The 15,879-nt window shown below is 64.0% G+C and carries 16 protein-coding genes; 11 read left to right on the top strand and 5 right to left on the bottom strand.

The window, feature by feature from the left end; translation table 11 throughout:
* Positions 1-80: 80 nt before the first annotated feature.
* Together AAGS40_RS12760 and AAGS40_RS12755 are read right to left on the bottom strand one after the other, a co-directional pair.
* Entirely contained in the window at positions 81-635 is a 555-nt protein-coding gene (locus AAGS40_RS12760; RefSeq protein WP_345811794.1) for a TlpA disulfide reductase family protein, read from the bottom strand.
* A 10-nt stretch (positions 636-645) separates the two neighbouring features.
* On the bottom strand, positions 646-1,299 hold the full coding sequence (locus tag AAGS40_RS12755) for a UDP-N-acetylmuramate--alanine ligase (RefSeq protein WP_345811793.1): 654 nt from the start codon (positions 1,297-1,299) through the stop codon (positions 646-648).
* 279 nt (positions 1,300-1,578) lie between these two features.
* Between AAGS40_RS12755 and mpl the strand changes: the two genes are divergently transcribed.
* From mpl to mtgA, 5 genes are all read left to right on the top strand, one after another.
* Positions 1,579-2,973: a UDP-N-acetylmuramate:L-alanyl-gamma-D-glutamyl-meso-diaminopimelate ligase gene (mpl, locus tag AAGS40_RS12750; RefSeq protein WP_345811791.1), complete on the top strand. Its 1,395-nt coding sequence runs from the start codon at positions 1,579-1,581 to the stop codon at positions 2,971-2,973.
* Positions 2,970-3,572: a YqiA/YcfP family alpha/beta fold hydrolase gene (locus AAGS40_RS12745; RefSeq protein ID WP_345811789.1), complete on the top strand. Its 603-nt coding sequence runs from the start codon at positions 2,970-2,972 to the stop codon at positions 3,570-3,572. The genes mpl and AAGS40_RS12745 overlap by 4 nt, the downstream gene beginning before the upstream one ends.
* Positions 3,573-3,775: 203 nt before the next feature.
* Positions 3,776-5,914 carry an RNB domain-containing ribonuclease gene (locus AAGS40_RS12740; RefSeq protein ID WP_345811787.1) on the top strand — a complete coding sequence of 713 codons (2,139 nt, stop codon included), beginning with the start codon at positions 3,776-3,778 and terminating at the stop codon, positions 5,912-5,914.
* The gene (gene aroE / locus AAGS40_RS12735) at positions 5,911-6,780 is read left to right on the top strand and encodes a shikimate dehydrogenase (RefSeq protein WP_345811785.1); all 870 of its coding nucleotides are present in this window, start codon (positions 5,911-5,913) and stop codon (positions 6,778-6,780) included. Before AAGS40_RS12740 ends, aroE begins: the two co-directional genes overlap by 4 nt.
* A gap of 43 nt (positions 6,781-6,823) precedes the next feature.
* Complete coding sequence (gene mtgA / locus AAGS40_RS12730; RefSeq protein ID WP_345811783.1) at positions 6,824-7,546, top strand: monofunctional biosynthetic peptidoglycan transglycosylase; 723 nt, start codon at positions 6,824-6,826, stop codon at positions 7,544-7,546.
* 72 nt (positions 7,547-7,618) lie between these two features.
* On the opposite strand, the gene AAGS40_RS12725 is transcribed toward mtgA, so the two are convergent.
* From AAGS40_RS12725 to AAGS40_RS12715, 3 genes are read right to left on the bottom strand one after another with little or no spacing between them, the layout of a single operon-like run.
* Positions 7,619-8,125, bottom strand: a complete 507-nt coding sequence (locus tag AAGS40_RS12725) for a beta-hydroxyacyl-ACP dehydratase (RefSeq protein WP_345811782.1) — start codon at positions 8,123-8,125, stop codon at positions 7,619-7,621.
* 11 nt (positions 8,126-8,136) lie between these two features.
* Positions 8,137-8,376, bottom strand: coding sequence for an acyl carrier protein (locus AAGS40_RS12720; protein WP_345811780.1), 240 nt, complete (start codon positions 8,374-8,376; stop codon positions 8,137-8,139).
* Between the two features lie 19 nt (positions 8,377-8,395).
* On the bottom strand, positions 8,396-9,058 hold the full coding sequence (locus tag AAGS40_RS12715; RefSeq protein WP_345811779.1) for an acetyltransferase: 663 nt from the start codon (positions 9,056-9,058) through the stop codon (positions 8,396-8,398).
* Between the two features lie 393 nt (positions 9,059-9,451).
* Here AAGS40_RS12715 and AAGS40_RS12710 point away from each other — a divergent pair, with 393 nt between their 5' ends.
* The 6 genes from AAGS40_RS12710 (at position 9,452) to araG (ending at position 15,873) form a co-directional block, all read left to right on the top strand.
* Positions 9,452-10,435, top strand: a complete 984-nt coding sequence (locus AAGS40_RS12710; protein WP_345811777.1) for an IclR family transcriptional regulator — start codon at positions 9,452-9,454, stop codon at positions 10,433-10,435.
* Positions 10,432-11,490, top strand: coding sequence for a 2-dehydro-3-deoxygalactonokinase (locus AAGS40_RS12705; RefSeq protein ID WP_345811775.1), 1,059 nt, complete (start codon positions 10,432-10,434; stop codon positions 11,488-11,490). Before AAGS40_RS12710 ends, AAGS40_RS12705 begins: the two co-directional genes overlap by 4 nt.
* Positions 11,491-11,533: 43 nt before the next feature.
* Positions 11,534-12,214 (top strand): 2-dehydro-3-deoxy-6-phosphogalactonate aldolase, encoded by a 681-nt coding sequence (locus AAGS40_RS12700; protein WP_345811774.1) that lies wholly within the window; start codon positions 11,534-11,536, stop codon positions 12,212-12,214.
* The gene (locus AAGS40_RS12695; RefSeq protein WP_345811772.1) at positions 12,211-12,987 is read left to right on the top strand and encodes an SDR family oxidoreductase; all 777 of its coding nucleotides are present in this window, start codon (positions 12,211-12,213) and stop codon (positions 12,985-12,987) included. The genes AAGS40_RS12700 and AAGS40_RS12695 overlap by 4 nt, the downstream gene beginning before the upstream one ends.
* 117 nt (positions 12,988-13,104) lie before the next feature.
* The gene (locus tag AAGS40_RS12690) at positions 13,105-14,103 is read left to right on the top strand and encodes an arabinose ABC transporter substrate-binding protein (RefSeq protein ID WP_345811771.1); all 999 of its coding nucleotides are present in this window, start codon (positions 13,105-13,107) and stop codon (positions 14,101-14,103) included.
* A 228-nt stretch (positions 14,104-14,331) separates the two neighbouring features.
* On the top strand, positions 14,332-15,873 hold the full coding sequence (gene araG, locus AAGS40_RS12685; RefSeq protein ID WP_345811769.1) for an L-arabinose ABC transporter ATP-binding protein AraG: 1,542 nt from the start codon (positions 14,332-14,334) through the stop codon (positions 15,871-15,873).
* Positions 15,874-15,879 lie beyond the last annotated feature (6 nt).

The raw sequence follows: 15,879 nt of genomic DNA, 5'->3' as shown, positions 1-15,879 counted from the left end.
ACATCTTCTCTCAAAGCTACGGGATTTGCGCACAAATTGGCGCGTTCCAAGGCGATCCGGGGCGCAACGGATTCTAGTATTCAGAGCGAGTCGAGGGTCTGTTTAAGCGCCTGCGGATCGATTTGTCCTAATTTTGTCGAACGTACATCGCCTTTGGCGTCAATTACGACCGTATAGGGCAGGCCGCCTGCGGTATTTCCGAATGCTCGCGCCAGATCCGCACCGCCAAAGCCCGTGACATAGATCGGATAGGCAACTTTCACCTTTTGCAGGAATGCCTGAACGTTCTTGTCTGAATCCACACCAAGTCCGACGAACTGGATTCCTTTTTTCGCGTAATCACGCTGAAGCTGCGACAACTCCGGCATTTCCTCCACGCACGGCCCGCACCAGGACGCCCAGAAGTTAACGACAATTGGGTGCCCTTTGAACGCAACTAGCGATTGCGGCTTGCCGTCGACCGATGTGACTTGTGCGCTCCACAACTGACCCACGGGGCTTTGCGCTGACACGGGTTGCGCGGCATGTGCAACCTCGCTCCCGTCGCTGACGCCGAGCCAATGATTCGCCAGCGCGCCGCCGCCGGCCGCTATCACGGCGACCAGTGCGCCGCCCAGAAGCTGTCTCGTGTTCATCTTTCGTCTGTCAGTTAGTGGAAGGAGCGACATCGCTATCGTTGAGCAGCGTCTGGACGGTCTGCAAATTTGCACGCGCCGTGCGGCCACGTGCATCCGCCCGTACCGCGCCGCGCAGGTCGTCGGTTTCGTACAGCGCGACGTGCACGCCCACCGGCGCCGCGTCGCGACCCTCGCTCGCCGGGCGCCACAGGAAGCTCAGCGTCTCGACATAACCGCGGCCGGCAAAATGGCGAGTCTCGGACACGTCGTACTGGATGTTGGCGTTCAGGAAGTAGATCGCGACTTCCTTCGGGTTGTCGCAGAACGCCTGCAGATGAATGTCGGAATGCTCGCCCGCAGTTCCACCGAGCACCGCGCCGGTCAGATATGGGTTGAATGCGGCGAGTCGTTCCATCCAGTCGACTGCGATCTGGCGCAGTCGCCGCAGCAAGGCCGGCTGGCTGTCGCCCTGAAAAAGCGATTGATACTCACGGATTTCTTCTTCGATCTGATCGTTATCCGGTAGCCATTCGCCGCCAATACGGCTCTCTCCGACCACTTGTCGCGCCGCTTTGCGCTTCGCCGTAGCGTAGTCGAGACCGTCTTCGGCGATGAGCCTCGCAGCCGCAGTGGCGATTTCCTCGCGCACGCGCTGCGGATCGAAATGTGATTTGCGAACCATCTTTCCATGATACTAGAGATTGTTGCGCGACTTCCCGGGACGCCAGCTTTCGTCCGCTTTCGTATTTCGCCGCCAGTTTGAGGACGAAACGAGCCGCCATCCGTGGGGCGAAGACAAGGCGTCGGTTACAATAGCGTCCTTTGCAGACGGTCGTTTTGGCCGCTTTTCTGCGCTCTCATCCCTGTCAGGAAGACGCGGTGCAGTTCGTCTTCCTGTCTGGCGCCAGGCGTCAGGTCGGGAATCACTCCAGGAAAAACGCCCGCGCGGCATCACAGGCTTATGCACATCCACATCCTCGGCATTTGCGGCACGTTCATGGGCGGTCTGGCGGTCCTTGCGCGCGGTGCGGGCCATACCGTGACGGGCTGCGATGCCGGCGTCTATCCGCCGATGAGCACGCAGCTGCAAGCGCAAGGCATTCGCCTGATCGAGGGTTATGACGCGGACCAGCTGAATGGTCTGAATGCCGATCTGTTCGTGATCGGCAATGTGGTGTCGCGCGGCAATCCGCTCATGGAAGCCATTCTGGATCGGGGCCTGCCTTACAGCTCCGGTCCGCAGTGGCTGGGTGAACATGTGCTGAACGGCAAGTGGGTGCTCGCCGTTGCCGGCACGCACGGCAAGACCACGACCAGCACCATGCTCACGTGGTTGCTCGAAGACGCGGGCCTGAATCCCGGCTTCCTGATTGGCGGCGTGCCATTGAATTTCGGTGTGTCGGCGCGCCTTACCGATTCGAGCTTCTTCGTGATCGAAGCCGACGAATACGACACGGCGTTCTTCGACAAGCGCTCCAAGTTCGTTCACTACCGGCCCAAAACCGCAGTGCTGAACAATCTGGAGTTCGATCACGCTGACATCTTCCCCGATCTGTCCGCCATCGAAACGCAGTTCCATCATCTTGTGCGCACGGTGCCCGGCATCGGCCGGATCATCACGAACGGGCGTGAAAACGCGCTCGAACGCGTGCTGACGCGCGGTTGCTGGAGCGGAGTCGAACGTTTCGGCGTACAAGGCGGCTGGGAGACCCTGCCCGCCGAAGACGGTGTCCCGGTCGACGAGCGCTTTGCGGTGTATCACAACAGTGAGCGGGTCGGTGTCGTCGAGTGGCAGGTGCAGGGCGAGCACAATCGCCTGAATGCGCTCGCCGCGATCGCCGCCGCACGCCATGTGGGCGTGCCGCCCGCGCAGGCGGCGAAATCGCTCGCAAACTTCCGCAACGTGAAGCGGCGCATGGAAGTGCGCGGCAGCGTCGACGGCGTGACGGTGTACGACGACTTCGCTCACCACCCCACGGCGATCGAGACTACGCTGGCGGGGCTGCGCACACGCGTGGGCCGCGAGAATACGCGTATCCTGGCCGTGCTGGAGCCGCGCTCGAACACCATGAAGCTTGGCGTGATGAAAGCGCAGTTGCCCGCCAGTCTCGCCGATGCCGACCTCGTATTCGGCTACGGCGCGCCCACCGGTCGGGACGCGCTCGGCTGGAATCTGGGCGAAGCGCTCGCGCCGCTCGGCGAAAAAGCGCAAGCTTTCGACAATCTCGACGCGCTAGTCAAAGCAGTGGTCCAGGCGGCGCGCCCCGGCGACCAGGTTCTGGTGATGAGCAACGGCGGCTTCGGCGGCGTTCATCAGAAACTGCTGGACGCCCTTTCCGCGCGAGGCACAACGTGATTCTCTATCTGCACGGTTTCCGGTCGTCCCCGAATTCGTTCAAGGCGCGCGTGCTGGCGGCCCGGCTCGTCGAACTCGGCCGCAGCGACGAATGGCGCTGCCCGATGCTGCCGGTCTCGCCGCTCGAAACGGTCGCGCTCGCCGAGTCGCTGGTCACCGAGGCGCGGCCGAAAAACGTCACGTTGATCGGCAGTTCGCTTGGCGGCTTTTTCGCCACGCACCTGGCCGAGAAGCACGGCTGGCCGGCGGTGCTGCTGAATCCGGCGGTCGTGCCGCAGCGCGATCTGAGCGCCTATCTGGGCGAGCAGCCGTTATGGCATGGCGGCGGCAGTATCGTGGTCGAGCCACATCATCTCGACGAACTGCGCGCGCTGCGCGTGGCGTCGATCACGCGGCCGGAGCGCTATTATCTGATCGCCGCGACCGGCGATGAAGTGCTCGACTATCGCGAAATGCTTGCACACTATCCGGGCGCACGAACCCGGCTGATTGAAGGAAGCGATCACGCGATCAGCGAGTTCGCGCAATACGTCGACGACGTGCTGGCCTTTTGCGACGCCGAAGACATCGAGCCGCCGGCGCCGCGCGAAGCGGCCTGACGCACGCGGGCCGTTCGGGCGGCCACGTCGGGGTCGACGCAATCCAGCAGCGGCGGCGTTGCCGGTCCCCAGTTTCATATCGCAGGTGCGCGCGTCGCGCCGCGGTCCACTACCACGAACACATTGTCGTGCCGCGCACGCAGTGACCGATAGCTCAAGCGAATCGGCGCGCCGGCAGATGCAAGTCAGAACGAGAGTATTGAGTGAACGTTTTCTTCGAGGAATCGGGCAGTTTCAAGGCGGGCAGCGTGCTGTCGCGTCAGGGCGATGCTTTTCAGGTCGAATTGCCGGGCGGCCGGCGAGCCAAGGTGCGCGCCAAAGACGTGTTGATCGAGTTCGAAAAGCCCACGGCGGGCGAACTGATGCAGCAGGCGGACACCGCTGCGCAGGACATCGACCTGGACTTTCTGTGGGAATGTGCGCCGGAAGATGAATTCCCGTTCGCAACACTGGGCGCCGAATACTTTGGCGAGCATTTCGGACCCACCGAACGTGCGGCGCTGATCCTGCGCATGCACAGCGCGCCCGTTTATTTCCGCCGCAAGGGGCGCGGCATGTACCAACGCGCGCCGCAGGAACAGCTGAAAATGGCGCTCGCCGGTCTGGAGCGCAAGCGTCAGCAGGCGCTCGTGCAGCAGACTTACGAGGACGAGCTGAAAGCAGGGCGCCTGCCTGAGGCACTCGCCGGCAAGACGGCGCTCACGTTGCTCACCAAACCGGACAAGAACACGATCGAATACAAGGCGCTGGAAGGCGCCGCCGCCGCGCGCGGCATTTCGCAGGCGCGGCTCATGCTCGAATGCGGCGGCATCGCGTCGGCGCGCGCGTTGCACGAGGCGCGCTTCCTCTCCGAATTCTTCCCGCATGGCACCGGGTTTCCGCCGGTCAGTGTCGGCAAGTTGCCGGAAGACCTGCCGGAAGCCGACGTCGAGGCTTTCTCGATCGACGACATCACCACGACCGAAATCGACGACGCGTTTTCCGTCGAGCACCTGTCCGACGGCCGCGTGCGGATCGGCGTGCATATTGCCGCGCCGGCGCTCGGCATCGTGCGCGGCGACGAGGTCGATGCGATTGCGCGCACGCGTCTGTCCACGGTCTACATGCCGGGTGACAAGATCACGATGCTGCCCGACAGCGTCGTCGAAGCGTTCACGCTGGCCGAGGGTGGCTTGCGCCCGGCGCTCTCGCTGTACGTGATCGTGAATCGCGAGACGCAGGAAATTGTCGCGAGCGAAACACGCGCCGAACGTGTGTTCGTGAAGAACAACCTGCGTCACAACACGCTGGACGAACTGGTGACTGAAGAGGCGCTCGCTGCCGGCACGGGCGACTATCCGCACAAGGAAGACATCGCCGTGCTGTGGCCGTTCGCGCAGGCGCTGTTTGAAAAACGCCAGACCGCGCGAGCCGGCTATGGTTTGCGCCGCGAAGTGCAACGCAACACCGACTTCAACTTTTACGTGGAAGGCGAGCACGTCACCATCACGCCGCGCCGTCGCGGCTCGCCGCTCGACACGATCGTCGCCGAACTGGCGATTCTCGCGAACTCGTCATGGGGCGCGTTCCTGCATGACCACGGCGTGCCCGGCATCTACCGGACGCAGCGCGCGTTCGGCGCGCCCACCGGTCCCAAGCGCACCCGTATGCAAACCAATGCCGCGCCGCACGAGGGCCTCGGCGTCACGCAGTACGCGTGGAGCACGTCGCCGCTGCGCCGCTATGTCGACCTCGTCAATCAGTGGCAATTGCTCGCCTGTGTCCAGCATGGCGTGACGGCGAAACTGGCCGCGCCGTTCAAGCCGAAAGACGCGGATCTGTTCGCGGTTGTGCAAGGGTTCGACGACACCTATACCGCGTATGCCGATCATCAGCGTCGTATGGAGTATTTCTGGTGTCTGCGCTGGTTGAAGCAGGAGAACCGCAAGCAGGTGGTGGCGTCGGTCGTGAAGGGCGATCTCGTGCGTCTCGAAGAGATTCCGCTGCTGCTGCACGTGCCGGGTCTCGGTGTGCATGCGCGCGGCACGCGTTTGCAAATGGAAGTGATGTCGATCGACGAGTTGACCGTCGAGGCGTCGGTGCGTCTGCTGCACGTGCTCGACGCGCCGACCGTCACGAGCGGCGCGGAGGCTGAAGAAGCGGACGAAAGCGAAGACGAGATCATCGACGCCGCCGATGAAAGCGCCGAAGGCGAAGCCGAGGCGCGTGCCGAAGCGGAACCGGCCGCCGACGCACAGAACGTGGAAGACAGCGGCGAAGCCCCCGCACTAACCGACGCGGAAAAGAGCGGCGGCGCGAACGACGCCGCTACGGACCGCCACGTCGCGGAACCCGGCCGATGAACCCGCAGGCGCCCCTCTCGCTCGACCGTTACGCGGTGATCGGCAATCCGATTGCGCATAGCAAGTCGCCGTTCATTCATGCGCGTTTTGCCGCGCAAACAGGTGAGCCGATCGAGTACGGCCATCTGCTCGCGCCGGTCGATGCGTTCGTGCCGCACGTGCGCGCCTTTATCGAGGCGGGCGGCCGCGGGATGAACGTCACGGTGCCGTTCAAGCTCGACGCGCACGCGTTCACCACGCGTCTGTCGCCGCGCGCCGCGGCGGCCGGCGCGGTGAACACGCTGCGCTTCGACGCGGATGGCGTGTTCGGCGACAACACGGATGGCTTCGGCCTCGTGCGCGACATCGAAGTGAATCTGGGCGTGCCGTTGAAGGGTGCGCGGATTCTTCTGCTGGGCGCGGGCGGCGCGGCGCGCGGCGTCGTGCTGCCGATGCTGGATCGCGCGCCGCACGCGCTGACCATCGTCAACCGGACGGCGGAAAAGGCCGGGCAACTGGTCGAGCAATTTGCGCATGCCGCGCGCGACGCCGGGTGTCGTCTGAACGGCGGCAGCGCCAGGGCAATCGAGGCGGGCGCCTATGACGTGATCGTCAACGCAACGGCAGGCAGTCTGGACGCGTCGCTGCCCGACTGCGACGACCGTGCATTCGGCGGCGGCACGCTTGCCTACGACATGATGTATGGCGCGCAACCCACGGTATTCATGGATCATGCGCAAAAGCTGGGCGCGCGCAGTGCCGACGGGCTCGGCATGCTGGTCGAGCAGGCGGCCGAGTCGTTTTACGTGTGGCGCGGCATTCGTCCCGATGGCGCGCCCGTGCTTGCCGAATTGCGCAAGCTGCTGAAGACGCCGTCGCCAGTCTAGGTCTTCACCACCGCTTAACCATCCATCCGAGGGGCTCACCACGATGACAGCAACGCGGCGCGCGAGCCGGCCAGGTCCGGTGCGATGGGTGGTTTATCTGGGGATCGTGGTCACGATCGCGTGGCTCGCGACGCAACTGTTCTATTTCGCGCAGATCGCGCTGTGGAACGACGTGAATCCACAGAGCACGGCGTTCATGCGAGCGGACGCGTGGCGTCTTTCCAGAGAACGCCCCGATCTCGGCGTGCAGCATACGTGGGTCCCGTACGACCAGATTTCGCGGAACCTGAAACGCGCGATCATCGCGTCGGAAGACGCCAATTTCGTCAGCAACAACGGCTACGAGACCGACGCCATTCTGCAGGCGTGGGAAAAGAACAAATCCAGGGGCAAGATCGTGGGGGGTGGCTCGACCATCAGCCAGCAGCTGGCGCGCAACCTGTTTCTGTCGCCGGACAAGAGCTACATTCGCAAGGGGCAGGAGCTGATCATCACGTGGATGCTCGAAACGCTGATGGACAAGGAGCGCATCTTCGAGATCTATCTGAACTCGGTGGAGTGGGGCAACGGCGTGTATGGCGCGGAAGCGGCCGCGCACTATTACTACAAGACTTCCGCAAGCAAACTGACCGCCGCGCAGTCGGCCAGAATGGCGGTGATGCTGCCGCGACCCAAATACTTCGACGAGCATCGCAACTCGGCCTTCTTGGCGCAGCGCTCGCGCATCATTGCGCGGCGCATGGGCGCGGCCGAACTGCCCGACTAGGCATGGGGCCGCGCCTTGCCGAATCGCGCGGCACGAGTCGCGCGGCGCGATTCGGGTAGCGTTGAATCCACGTCAGCCCGTCTTTTTGGGCGGCGTGAACTGCTCAAGAATTTCCGGAATCGTGATCAGCAGCTCGCCTTCGCATGCGACTTCACCATCGATCCGACCAATGCCGTAACCCTTGCAGATACCGCGGCGCCACGACAGCACTTCCGCTTCGAGGTCGAATTTCTTGCCCGGCACGACTTCCTTGCGAAAGCGCACCTTGTAGTCCAGTGCGCGCGTGTAGCGGCCTTTCAGGTCCGGCAGCGTCGTGATCGCGACCGTCAGCATCTGCGCCATCGCTTCGATCTGCAACGCGCCCGGCATGTTCGGCGCGCCGGGAAAGTGCACCGGGAAATACCATTCGTTCAGCGTCATCAGCTTGTAGCCGCGCGCCGATTTGCCCGGAATCACTTCGTCGACGTGATCGATCAGCAGGAACGGATAACGATTCTGCTGGAATGCCTGCAAGTCCTGATAGTTGAGGCTGAATTTTTCAGGCGTGTCGGTTGCCTGCGCGTTCGGGGTCGGTTCCATGCGTGCCTCGCTCATACTTCCACGCCGTACTTTTTGAGCTTCTCGATGCCGATCGTGTATGAGCCGAATTCGATGATGTCTTCCGTCTCCATCATCACGTCGAAGGCTTCTTCCAGCGCCGCGATCATCCCCATGTGGCCGACCGAATCCCAGGCCGGCACGCACTGATAGACAAACTCCGCGTTAAGCGCGCTCTGCGGGACCGAAAAGCTGTCCATGAAGACCTTGTCGTAGGTCGCCCTGTTGGTCATTTGCATCTCTCTTACCTGGTTACTTGAAGACCTTGCGGTCGGTATTCGGGCGCATGACGCGCGCGGGGTTGCCGAGTGCGATGACGTCGTCGGGAATGTCGCTGTGGACGACCGAGCCCATGCCGATGATCGAGTTCGCGCCGACGCTCAGACGTTCGCGGATCAGCGCGCCCATGCCGACGTATGTGCCCGCGCCGATCACAGTCGCGCCGCCGATGTTGACCATCGACGAAATCACCGCGTACTCGCCGACCTGGACGTCGTGTCCGACGATCGACATGGAATTCACACACGCATGATCGCCGACGCGGGCGTCGCTCGATACGAGAGACGACGCGCAGACGATCACCCCTTCGCCGAGGCGGGCGGTGTCGGCGACGAGCGCGCTCGGATCGATCACGCGGCCAAGCCGGGCGCCCGCGTCGCGCAGCTTCTGCGCCAGTTTCTCGCGGGCGGCAGGCTCGCCGAGCGCGATCACGAATTCCGTCTTGTCGAACTGCGTCGCGACTTCCGGATCGCTGAAGCGATACACCGGCGCACCGTGCCACGTGCGTTCCGCGCGGATGTCGTCGACGAAACAGATTTCGCTCCATGCCGGCGCAACGGCATTTTGCCGCCGTGCAAAGTCCATGACTTCCTTGCCGAAGCCGCCGGAGCCGTAAATGAAAAGTTTGCGTGTCACGATAAAAACAATAGGAGCAAGCGCCGCGTGCAACGGCAGGATCCAGCCACGTGCCAAGTATGCACGCAGCGCCGCCGGGCCGAAGCGGTGAGCTAGCGTCGAAATGACCGCCAATTCGTGCGTTGTTGTCCGCACGGACATCCCAATATGTGACGCAAACATTCACATATTGGAGCTTTCTCAAAAACGGCCCTACAATCCAACCCAACACGCATCCACGAGTCGGGAACGCTGAGAAGCCGGCCACGGAAAGCGACAGCACAAGAACTGGAGACAAGCCAATCATGCCTATCAGCCGCAGGCCGCATCCCCGCGCACTTCGCATCGCAAGCCCGTCAGGCCGTCTCTCCGGTCCCGCGCTGTAAGCGCAAAACCACCGAAAAGCGAATCGCCATGAACAAAGCGATGCCCTCTCACGCCGCCAGCACGTCCGACGCCGACGTGGCGTCCGCCGATCACGCCGACGGCGCCGCGCCGCCGTCAGCGCCGCGGCCGCTTGCCACTGCCAGGACATCGCGCAGCAATGCGCAGCCGGCTGTCGTCAATGAAATCGCGCTGCCGAGCACGCTGCTCGACATCACGCCGCAGCAAGCCGGCACGCAGACGCTGCTGCGCGGCCTGGCGATCCTGGAAGCGGCCGCTGCCGGCGTGCGCGATCTGCGCACCTTCGGCGCCGCGCTCGGCACGACCCGCAGCACCACGCATCGCCTCGTGAGCAGCCTTGTGCAGGCGCGCTATCTGCGCCAGGTGCAGGGCGGCTATCTGCTCGGCCCCAAGCTGATCGAACTCGGCACGATCGCGCTGGAACAGATGCCGCTCACCGCGGTGGCGCGGCCGCATCTGGAATCGCTCGCGGAACAGACGCTCGACACGATTCACCTCGGCGTGCGCGATGGCGACGACGTGCTGTACATCGACAAGATTCCGGGCACGCGCGGGCTCGAAATGCGCTCGCGGGTCGGGCACCGGATGCCGCTCGCGTCGACGGGAATCGGCAAGGCCATGATGCTCGACCTTACGCCGGACGTCTGGCAGTCGCTGTTCGAAGCGTCGCGCCGTGCGCTGGCTGGCGTCAGCTTCAAGCCGGACAATCGTCCCGACGCGCCCACGTTCATGCAGCGCATGACCAGCTATGCGGCCGGCGGCTTCACGTTCGACCTCGAAGAGAACGAAGCGTCGATCCGTTGCGTGGCCGCGCCGGTGCGCGACGCGTCGGGTGCGGTGGTGGCGGCCTTGTCGGTGGCGAGCACGATCCCGTACATGTCGCTCGAACGGATGGACGAACTGATTCCGGTCGTGCAGCGCGAAGCGCGCGCGATTTCCGAAGAACTTGGCTGGCGCGCACCGCAACCCGCAACCCGCAGGATCAAACGATGACGCGAGCGGGTTCTTCCACGCCGGTTGCCGCACAGGTCGTCGCCGCTAGTTCCGCGCGGGCGGCGCTGATTGCGCTCGACTGGGGCACGACGTCGCTGCGCGCGTATCTGTTCGACGCCAACGGCGACGTGCTGGACACGCGTGCGTCGACGGCCGGCATCATGAATCTGCCGCGCAGCGCTGAAGACGGCGGCTTCGACGCCGCGTTCGACGACACATGCGGCGCGTGGCTCGACAGCACACCCGGCATTCCGGTGATCGCCGCCGGCATGGTGGGCAGCGCACAGGGCTGGGTCGAGGCGCCTTATGTCGACGCGCCCGCGAGCGCCGACGCGCTGGTGGCGGGCATCGTCCGCGTGACGGCGGCTACCGGTACGACGCTGCATATCGTGCCGGGCGTGTTGCAGCGCGGCGAGTTGCCGAACGTGATGCGCGGCGAAGAAACGCAGATTTTCGGTGCGCTCGCGAATGCGTCCGGCGAGATCGACGCGAGCGGCACGGACGCCGCCCAGCGCGCACTGATCGGCTTGCCGGGCACGCATGCGAAGTGGGCCGTCGTGCAGGCGGGACGCATCGAGCAGTTTCATACGTTCATGACCGGCGAGGTGTTCGCGGCGCTGCGCGACCATACGATTCTCGGCCGCACGATGCTCACGCCGGATCGTCCGGATTCCGATGCCTTCCTGCACGGCGTGCAGATCGCGCGCGACAAAGGCGAGGCCGGCGTGCTCGCAACCATATTCAGCGCGCGCACGCTTGGCCTCACCGGTCAGCTTTCGCGCGAGCAACAGCCGGACTATCTGTCGGGCCTGCTGATCGGCCACGAAATGGCCGGGCTCGAAGCCGTACTGAACCAGCAACAGGATTCGCTCGCCGGCCAGCGCCTGCGCCTGATCGGCAACGAAGCGTTGTGCGAACGTTATCGCCTCGCGCTCGCGCAGTTCGGCTGCACGCAGGCGGAACTCGTCAGGCACGCGACCGAGCGCGGACTGTGGCGCGTCGCGACCCAGGCGGGGCTCGTCAATCCGGCGCCGCTCGCGGCCCGCGCGAGCTGACCGGCTGGCAAGCCGGGCGCCGCTCTTGAAACAAGGAACCGACATGCAACCTCACATCAATCTGCCCGCCCCGTACATGCCGCACGCGGGTCTGGTCGCGGCGTTCGAGGTCTGTCCGCTGATCGCGATCATGCGTGGCGTGACGCCCGCCGATGCAGCCGGGCACGGTCAGGCGCTCTACGAAGCCGGCTTCCGGATCGTCGAGGTGCCGCTGAATTCCCCGCAGCCGTTCGACAGCATCGCGGCGATCCGCAAGGTGTTGCCGGCCGACGCGATCGTCGGCGCGGGCACCGTGCTGCACGCGAGCTTCGTCAACGACGTGAAGTCGGCGGGCGGCGAGCTGATCGTGATGCCGCATAGCGACCCGGAAGTCGTGGCCGCCGCCAAGGCGCAAGGTCTTGCGTGCGCGCCCGGCGTGGCGACGCCGACCGAAGCGTTCATCGCATTGAAGAACGGCGCGGACGTGCTGAAGATGTTCCCCGCCGAGCAACTCGGCTGCCATGTGTTGAAAGCGTGGCGCGCGGTGATCTCGGCGGAGGTGCCGCTGGTGCCGGTCGGCGGGATTACGCCGGACAACATGGGGCCGTTCCTGAGCGCCGGTGCGAACGGCTTCGGCCTCGGTTCCGCGCTGTACAAGCCGGGCCAGAGCGCCGCCGTGACCGCGTCGCATGCAAGGGCGTATATCAACGGCTTGCGCATTGCACGGGCAGGCGCGAAAAAATGAAACGGCTCGCCGACAAGGTCGCATTGGTGACGGGCGCCGGGCGCGGGATCGGCGCGGCGATTGCGCTCGCGTTTGCGCGCGAAGGCGCGGCGGTGACGCTGGCGGAACTCGATCTCGACACCGCGCAGCAGACGGCCGAACGCATCCGCTCGCAAACTGGCGCGCGCGTGATGGCCGTGCGCACGGACGTGACGCAGTCGGCTTCGGTGCAGCAGGCGGTCAGCGAAACCGAACACGCATTCGGCGCGCTCGACGTGCTCGTCAACAACGCGGGCATCAACGTATTCTGCGACCCGCTCACGATGACCGACGACGACTGGCGCCGCTGCTTCGCCGTCGACCTCGACGGCGTATGGAACGGTTGCCGCGCCGTGTTGCCGGGCATGGTGGAGCGCGGCGCGGGAAGCATCGTCAACATTGCGTCGACGCACTCGTTCAAGATCATTCCCGGCTGCTTTCCGTATCCGGTCGCCAAGCATGGCGTGATTGGCCTCACGCGCGCGCTCGGCATCGAGTACGCGCCGCGCAACGTGCGGGTCAATGCCATTGCGCCGGGCTACATCGAAACGCAACTGACGCACGACTGGTGGAACGAGCAGGCGGACCCGGCGGCAGCCAGGCAGGCCACGCTCGATCTGCAACCGATGAAGCGCATCGGCCGTCCGGAAGAAGTCGCGATGACGGCCGTGTTCCTCGCATCGGACGAAGCGCCGTTCATCAACGCGTCGTGCATCACCGTGGACGGCGGGCGCTCGGCGCTGTATCACGATTGAAGTTTAAAAAAGCAGCAGAGGTTTCACCGGACGACGCGCTGGCCGCGTGTGTCACCACCGGTACAAGAAGACGCGGCCGATACCTTCTCGTTATCAATTAGTCAGGAGACACGCATCATGAAACGTAGAATTTTCCTCACGCTGGCAGCGGCGGCGACGGGTGTGCTCTTCAATGCACCGGTCGCGCAAGCCGCTGATCCGGTGAAGATCGGCTTTCTCGTGAAGCAGCCGGAAGAACCGTGGTTCCAGGACGAGTGGAAGTTCGCCGAGATCGCAGCGAAGGAGAAGGGCTTCACGCTGGTGAAGATCGGCGCGCCGTCGGGCGAAAAGGTGATGAGCGCAATCGACAACCTGTCGGCGCAAAAAGCACAGGGTTTCGTGATCTGCACGCCCGACGTCAAGCTCGGACCGGGCATCGTTGCCAAGGCCAAAGCCGACAACCTGAAAATGATGACGGTTGACGACCGTCTCGTGGACGGCTCGGGCAAGCCGATCGCGTCGGTGCCGCATATGGGCATCTCGGCGTACAACATCGGCAAGCAGGTCGGCGACGGTCTCGCGGCGGAAATCAAGAAGCGCGGCTGGGACATGAAGGACGTGGGCGCGATCGACGTGACCTACGAACAGCTGCCGACCGCGCATGACCGCACGAGCGGCGCAACGGACGCGCTGATCGCCGCGGGCTTCCCGAAGGCGAACATCATCGCCGCGCCGCAAGCGAAGACCGACACCGAAAACGCGTTCAACGCCGCCAACATCGCGCTGACGAAGAACCCGCAGTTCAAGCACTGGGTGGCTTACGCGCTGAACGACGAAGGCGTGCTCGGCGCGGTGCGCGCAGCGGAAGGCCGCGGTTTCAAGGCGGACAACATGATCGGGATTGGCATCGGCGGTTCGGATTCGGCGCTGAACGAATTCAAGAAGCCGTCGCCGACGGGCTTCTACGGCACGGTCATCATCAGCCCGAAGCGTCACGGCGAAGAAACCTCGACGCTGATGTACGACTGGATCACGCAGGGCAAGGCACCGCCCCCGCTGACCCTGACGACCGGCATGCTGGCGACGCGTGACAACGTGGCCGACGTGCGCCAGAAGATGGGCCTCGCGGCAAATTGAGCGCAGGCTGATCGCAGTGCAGTGAGCTGCGAATGGAATGAAGTGTTTGACGCGTGAAGCAAGCCGCCGGCGCAGCTGTCGCAACTTTGAGCGGGTGCGCCGGCGGCAGCAATACAAGAAGCAGTAGAGACAACCGTGTTGTCCCGAACCCCTGCACGGCGTGCGCCGGGTAAAGGAAAGCGCGGCTCATATGAAGCAGCAATCATGTTGCATGGGAAGGGAGGCGAAGTGTCAGCGACGCTACGTTTTGACAATATCGGCAAGGTCTTTCCAGGCGTGCGCGCGCTCGACGGTGTGTCCTTCGACGTCAACGTCGGCCAGGTGCACGGCCTGATGGGCGAAAACGGCGCAGGGAAATCGACCCTGCTCAAGATTCTCGGCGGTGAATACCAGCCCGATTCAGGCCGCGTGATGATCGACGGGAATGAAGTGCGCTTTACGAGCGCGGCTTCGTCGATCGCGGCAGGGATTGCGGTGATTCACCAGGAACTGCAATACGTGCCCGATCTGACGGTCGCGGAAAACCTGCTGCTCGGCCAGTTGCCGAACTCGCTTGGCTGGGTCAACAAGCGCGAAGCCAAACGCTTCGTGCGCGAGCGTCTCGAAGCAATGGGCGTGGCGCTCGACCCGAACGCGAAGCTGCGCAAGCTCTCGATCGCGCAACGTCAGATGGTCGAAATCTGCAAGGCACTGCTGCGCAACGCCCGTGTGATCGCGCTCGACGAACCCACGAGTTCGCTGTCGCATCGCGAGACGGAAGTGCTGTTCAAGCTGGTGCGCGATCTGCGCGCCGACAACCGCGCGATGATCTACATCTCGCACCGGATGGACGAGATTTACGAACTGTGCGACGCCTGCACGATCTTCCGCGATGGCCGCAAGATCGCCTCGCATCCGACGCTCGAAGGCGTGTCGCGCGACACCATCGTCAGCGAGATGGTGGGGCGGGAAATTTCGGACATCTATAACTATTCGACGCGGCCGCTCGGCGAAGTGCGCTTCGCGGCGAAAGCGATCGAGGGCCACGCGCTCTCCGAACCGGCCAGCTTCGAAGTGCGGCGCGGCGAGATCGTCGGCTTCTTCGGGCTCGTGGGCGCGGGCCGCAGCGAGCTGATGCACCTCGTGTACGGCGCGGACAGCAAAAAGGGCGGCGAGCTGCTGCTCGACGGCAAGCCGATCAAGGTGCGCAGCGCGGGCGAGGCGATCCGGCACGGCATCGTGCTGTGCCCGGAAGACCGCAAGGAAGAAGGCATCGTCGCAATGGCGACCGTGTCGGAAAACATCAATATCAGTTGCCGCCGGCACTATCTGCGCGTGGGCATGTTCCTCGATCGCAAGAAGGAAGCGGAAACCGCGGACCGTTTCATCAAGCTGCTGAAGATCAAAACGCCGAGCCGTCGTCAGAAGATCCGCTTTCTTTCCGGCGGCAATCAGCAGAAAGCGATTCTGTCGCGCTGGCTGGCCGAGCCGGATCTGAAAGTCGTGATTCTGGACGAACCGACTCGCGGGATCGACGTCGGTGCGAAGCATGAAATCTATAACGTGATTTATCAGCTTGCCGAACGCGGCTGCGCGATCGTGATGATTTCGTCGGAATTGCCGGAAGTGCTCGGCGTGTCCGACCGTATCGTCGTGATGCGTCAGGGCCGGATTTCCGGCGAGCTGTCGCGCAAGGATGCCACCGAACAATCAGTGCTGAGCCTTGCGTTGCCGCAAAGCTCGACTGCATTGGCCGCAGACGCTACCGCCGCCACCCAGCAAGCGGCCTGAACATTA

Origin of the sequence: Paraburkholderia sp. PREW-6R (genome assembly GCF_039621805.1) — a bacterium.
GTDB lineage: Bacteria > Pseudomonadota > Gammaproteobacteria > Burkholderiales > Burkholderiaceae > Paraburkholderia.
Note: the sequence above shows the minus strand (reverse complement) of the source record. Positions and strands in the feature narration are given on the sequence as shown.

Excerpts from the sequence above, each read along its gene's own strand:
- AAGS40_RS12760 (WP_345811794.1), bottom strand. The coding sequence starts at position 635 with ATGAACACGAGACAGCTTCTGGGCGGCGCACTGGTCGCCGTGATAGCG.
- AAGS40_RS12755 (WP_345811793.1), bottom strand. The coding sequence starts at position 1,299 with ATGGTTCGCAAATCACATTTCGATCCGCAGCGCGTGCGCGAGGAAATC.
- mpl (WP_345811791.1), top strand. The coding sequence starts at position 1,579 with ATGCACATCCACATCCTCGGCATTTGCGGCACGTTCATGGGCGGTCTG.
- aroE (WP_345811785.1), top strand. The coding sequence starts at position 5,911 with ATGAACCCGCAGGCGCCCCTCTCGCTCGACCGTTACGCGGTGATCGGC.
- mtgA (WP_345811783.1), top strand. The coding sequence starts at position 6,824 with ATGACAGCAACGCGGCGCGCGAGCCGGCCAGGTCCGGTGCGATGGGTG.
- AAGS40_RS12725 (WP_345811782.1), bottom strand. The coding sequence starts at position 8,125 with ATGGAACCGACCCCGAACGCGCAGGCAACCGACACGCCTGAAAAATTC.
- AAGS40_RS12720 (WP_345811780.1), bottom strand. The coding sequence starts at position 8,376 with ATGACCAACAGGGCGACCTACGACAAGGTCTTCATGGACAGCTTTTCG.
- AAGS40_RS12710 (WP_345811777.1), top strand. The coding sequence starts at position 9,452 with ATGAACAAAGCGATGCCCTCTCACGCCGCCAGCACGTCCGACGCCGAC.
- AAGS40_RS12705 (WP_345811775.1), top strand. The coding sequence starts at position 10,432 with ATGACGCGAGCGGGTTCTTCCACGCCGGTTGCCGCACAGGTCGTCGCC.
- AAGS40_RS12700 (WP_345811774.1), top strand. The coding sequence starts at position 11,534 with ATGCAACCTCACATCAATCTGCCCGCCCCGTACATGCCGCACGCGGGT.
- AAGS40_RS12695 (WP_345811772.1), top strand. The coding sequence starts at position 12,211 with ATGAAACGGCTCGCCGACAAGGTCGCATTGGTGACGGGCGCCGGGCGC.
- AAGS40_RS12690 (WP_345811771.1), top strand. The coding sequence starts at position 13,105 with ATGAAACGTAGAATTTTCCTCACGCTGGCAGCGGCGGCGACGGGTGTG.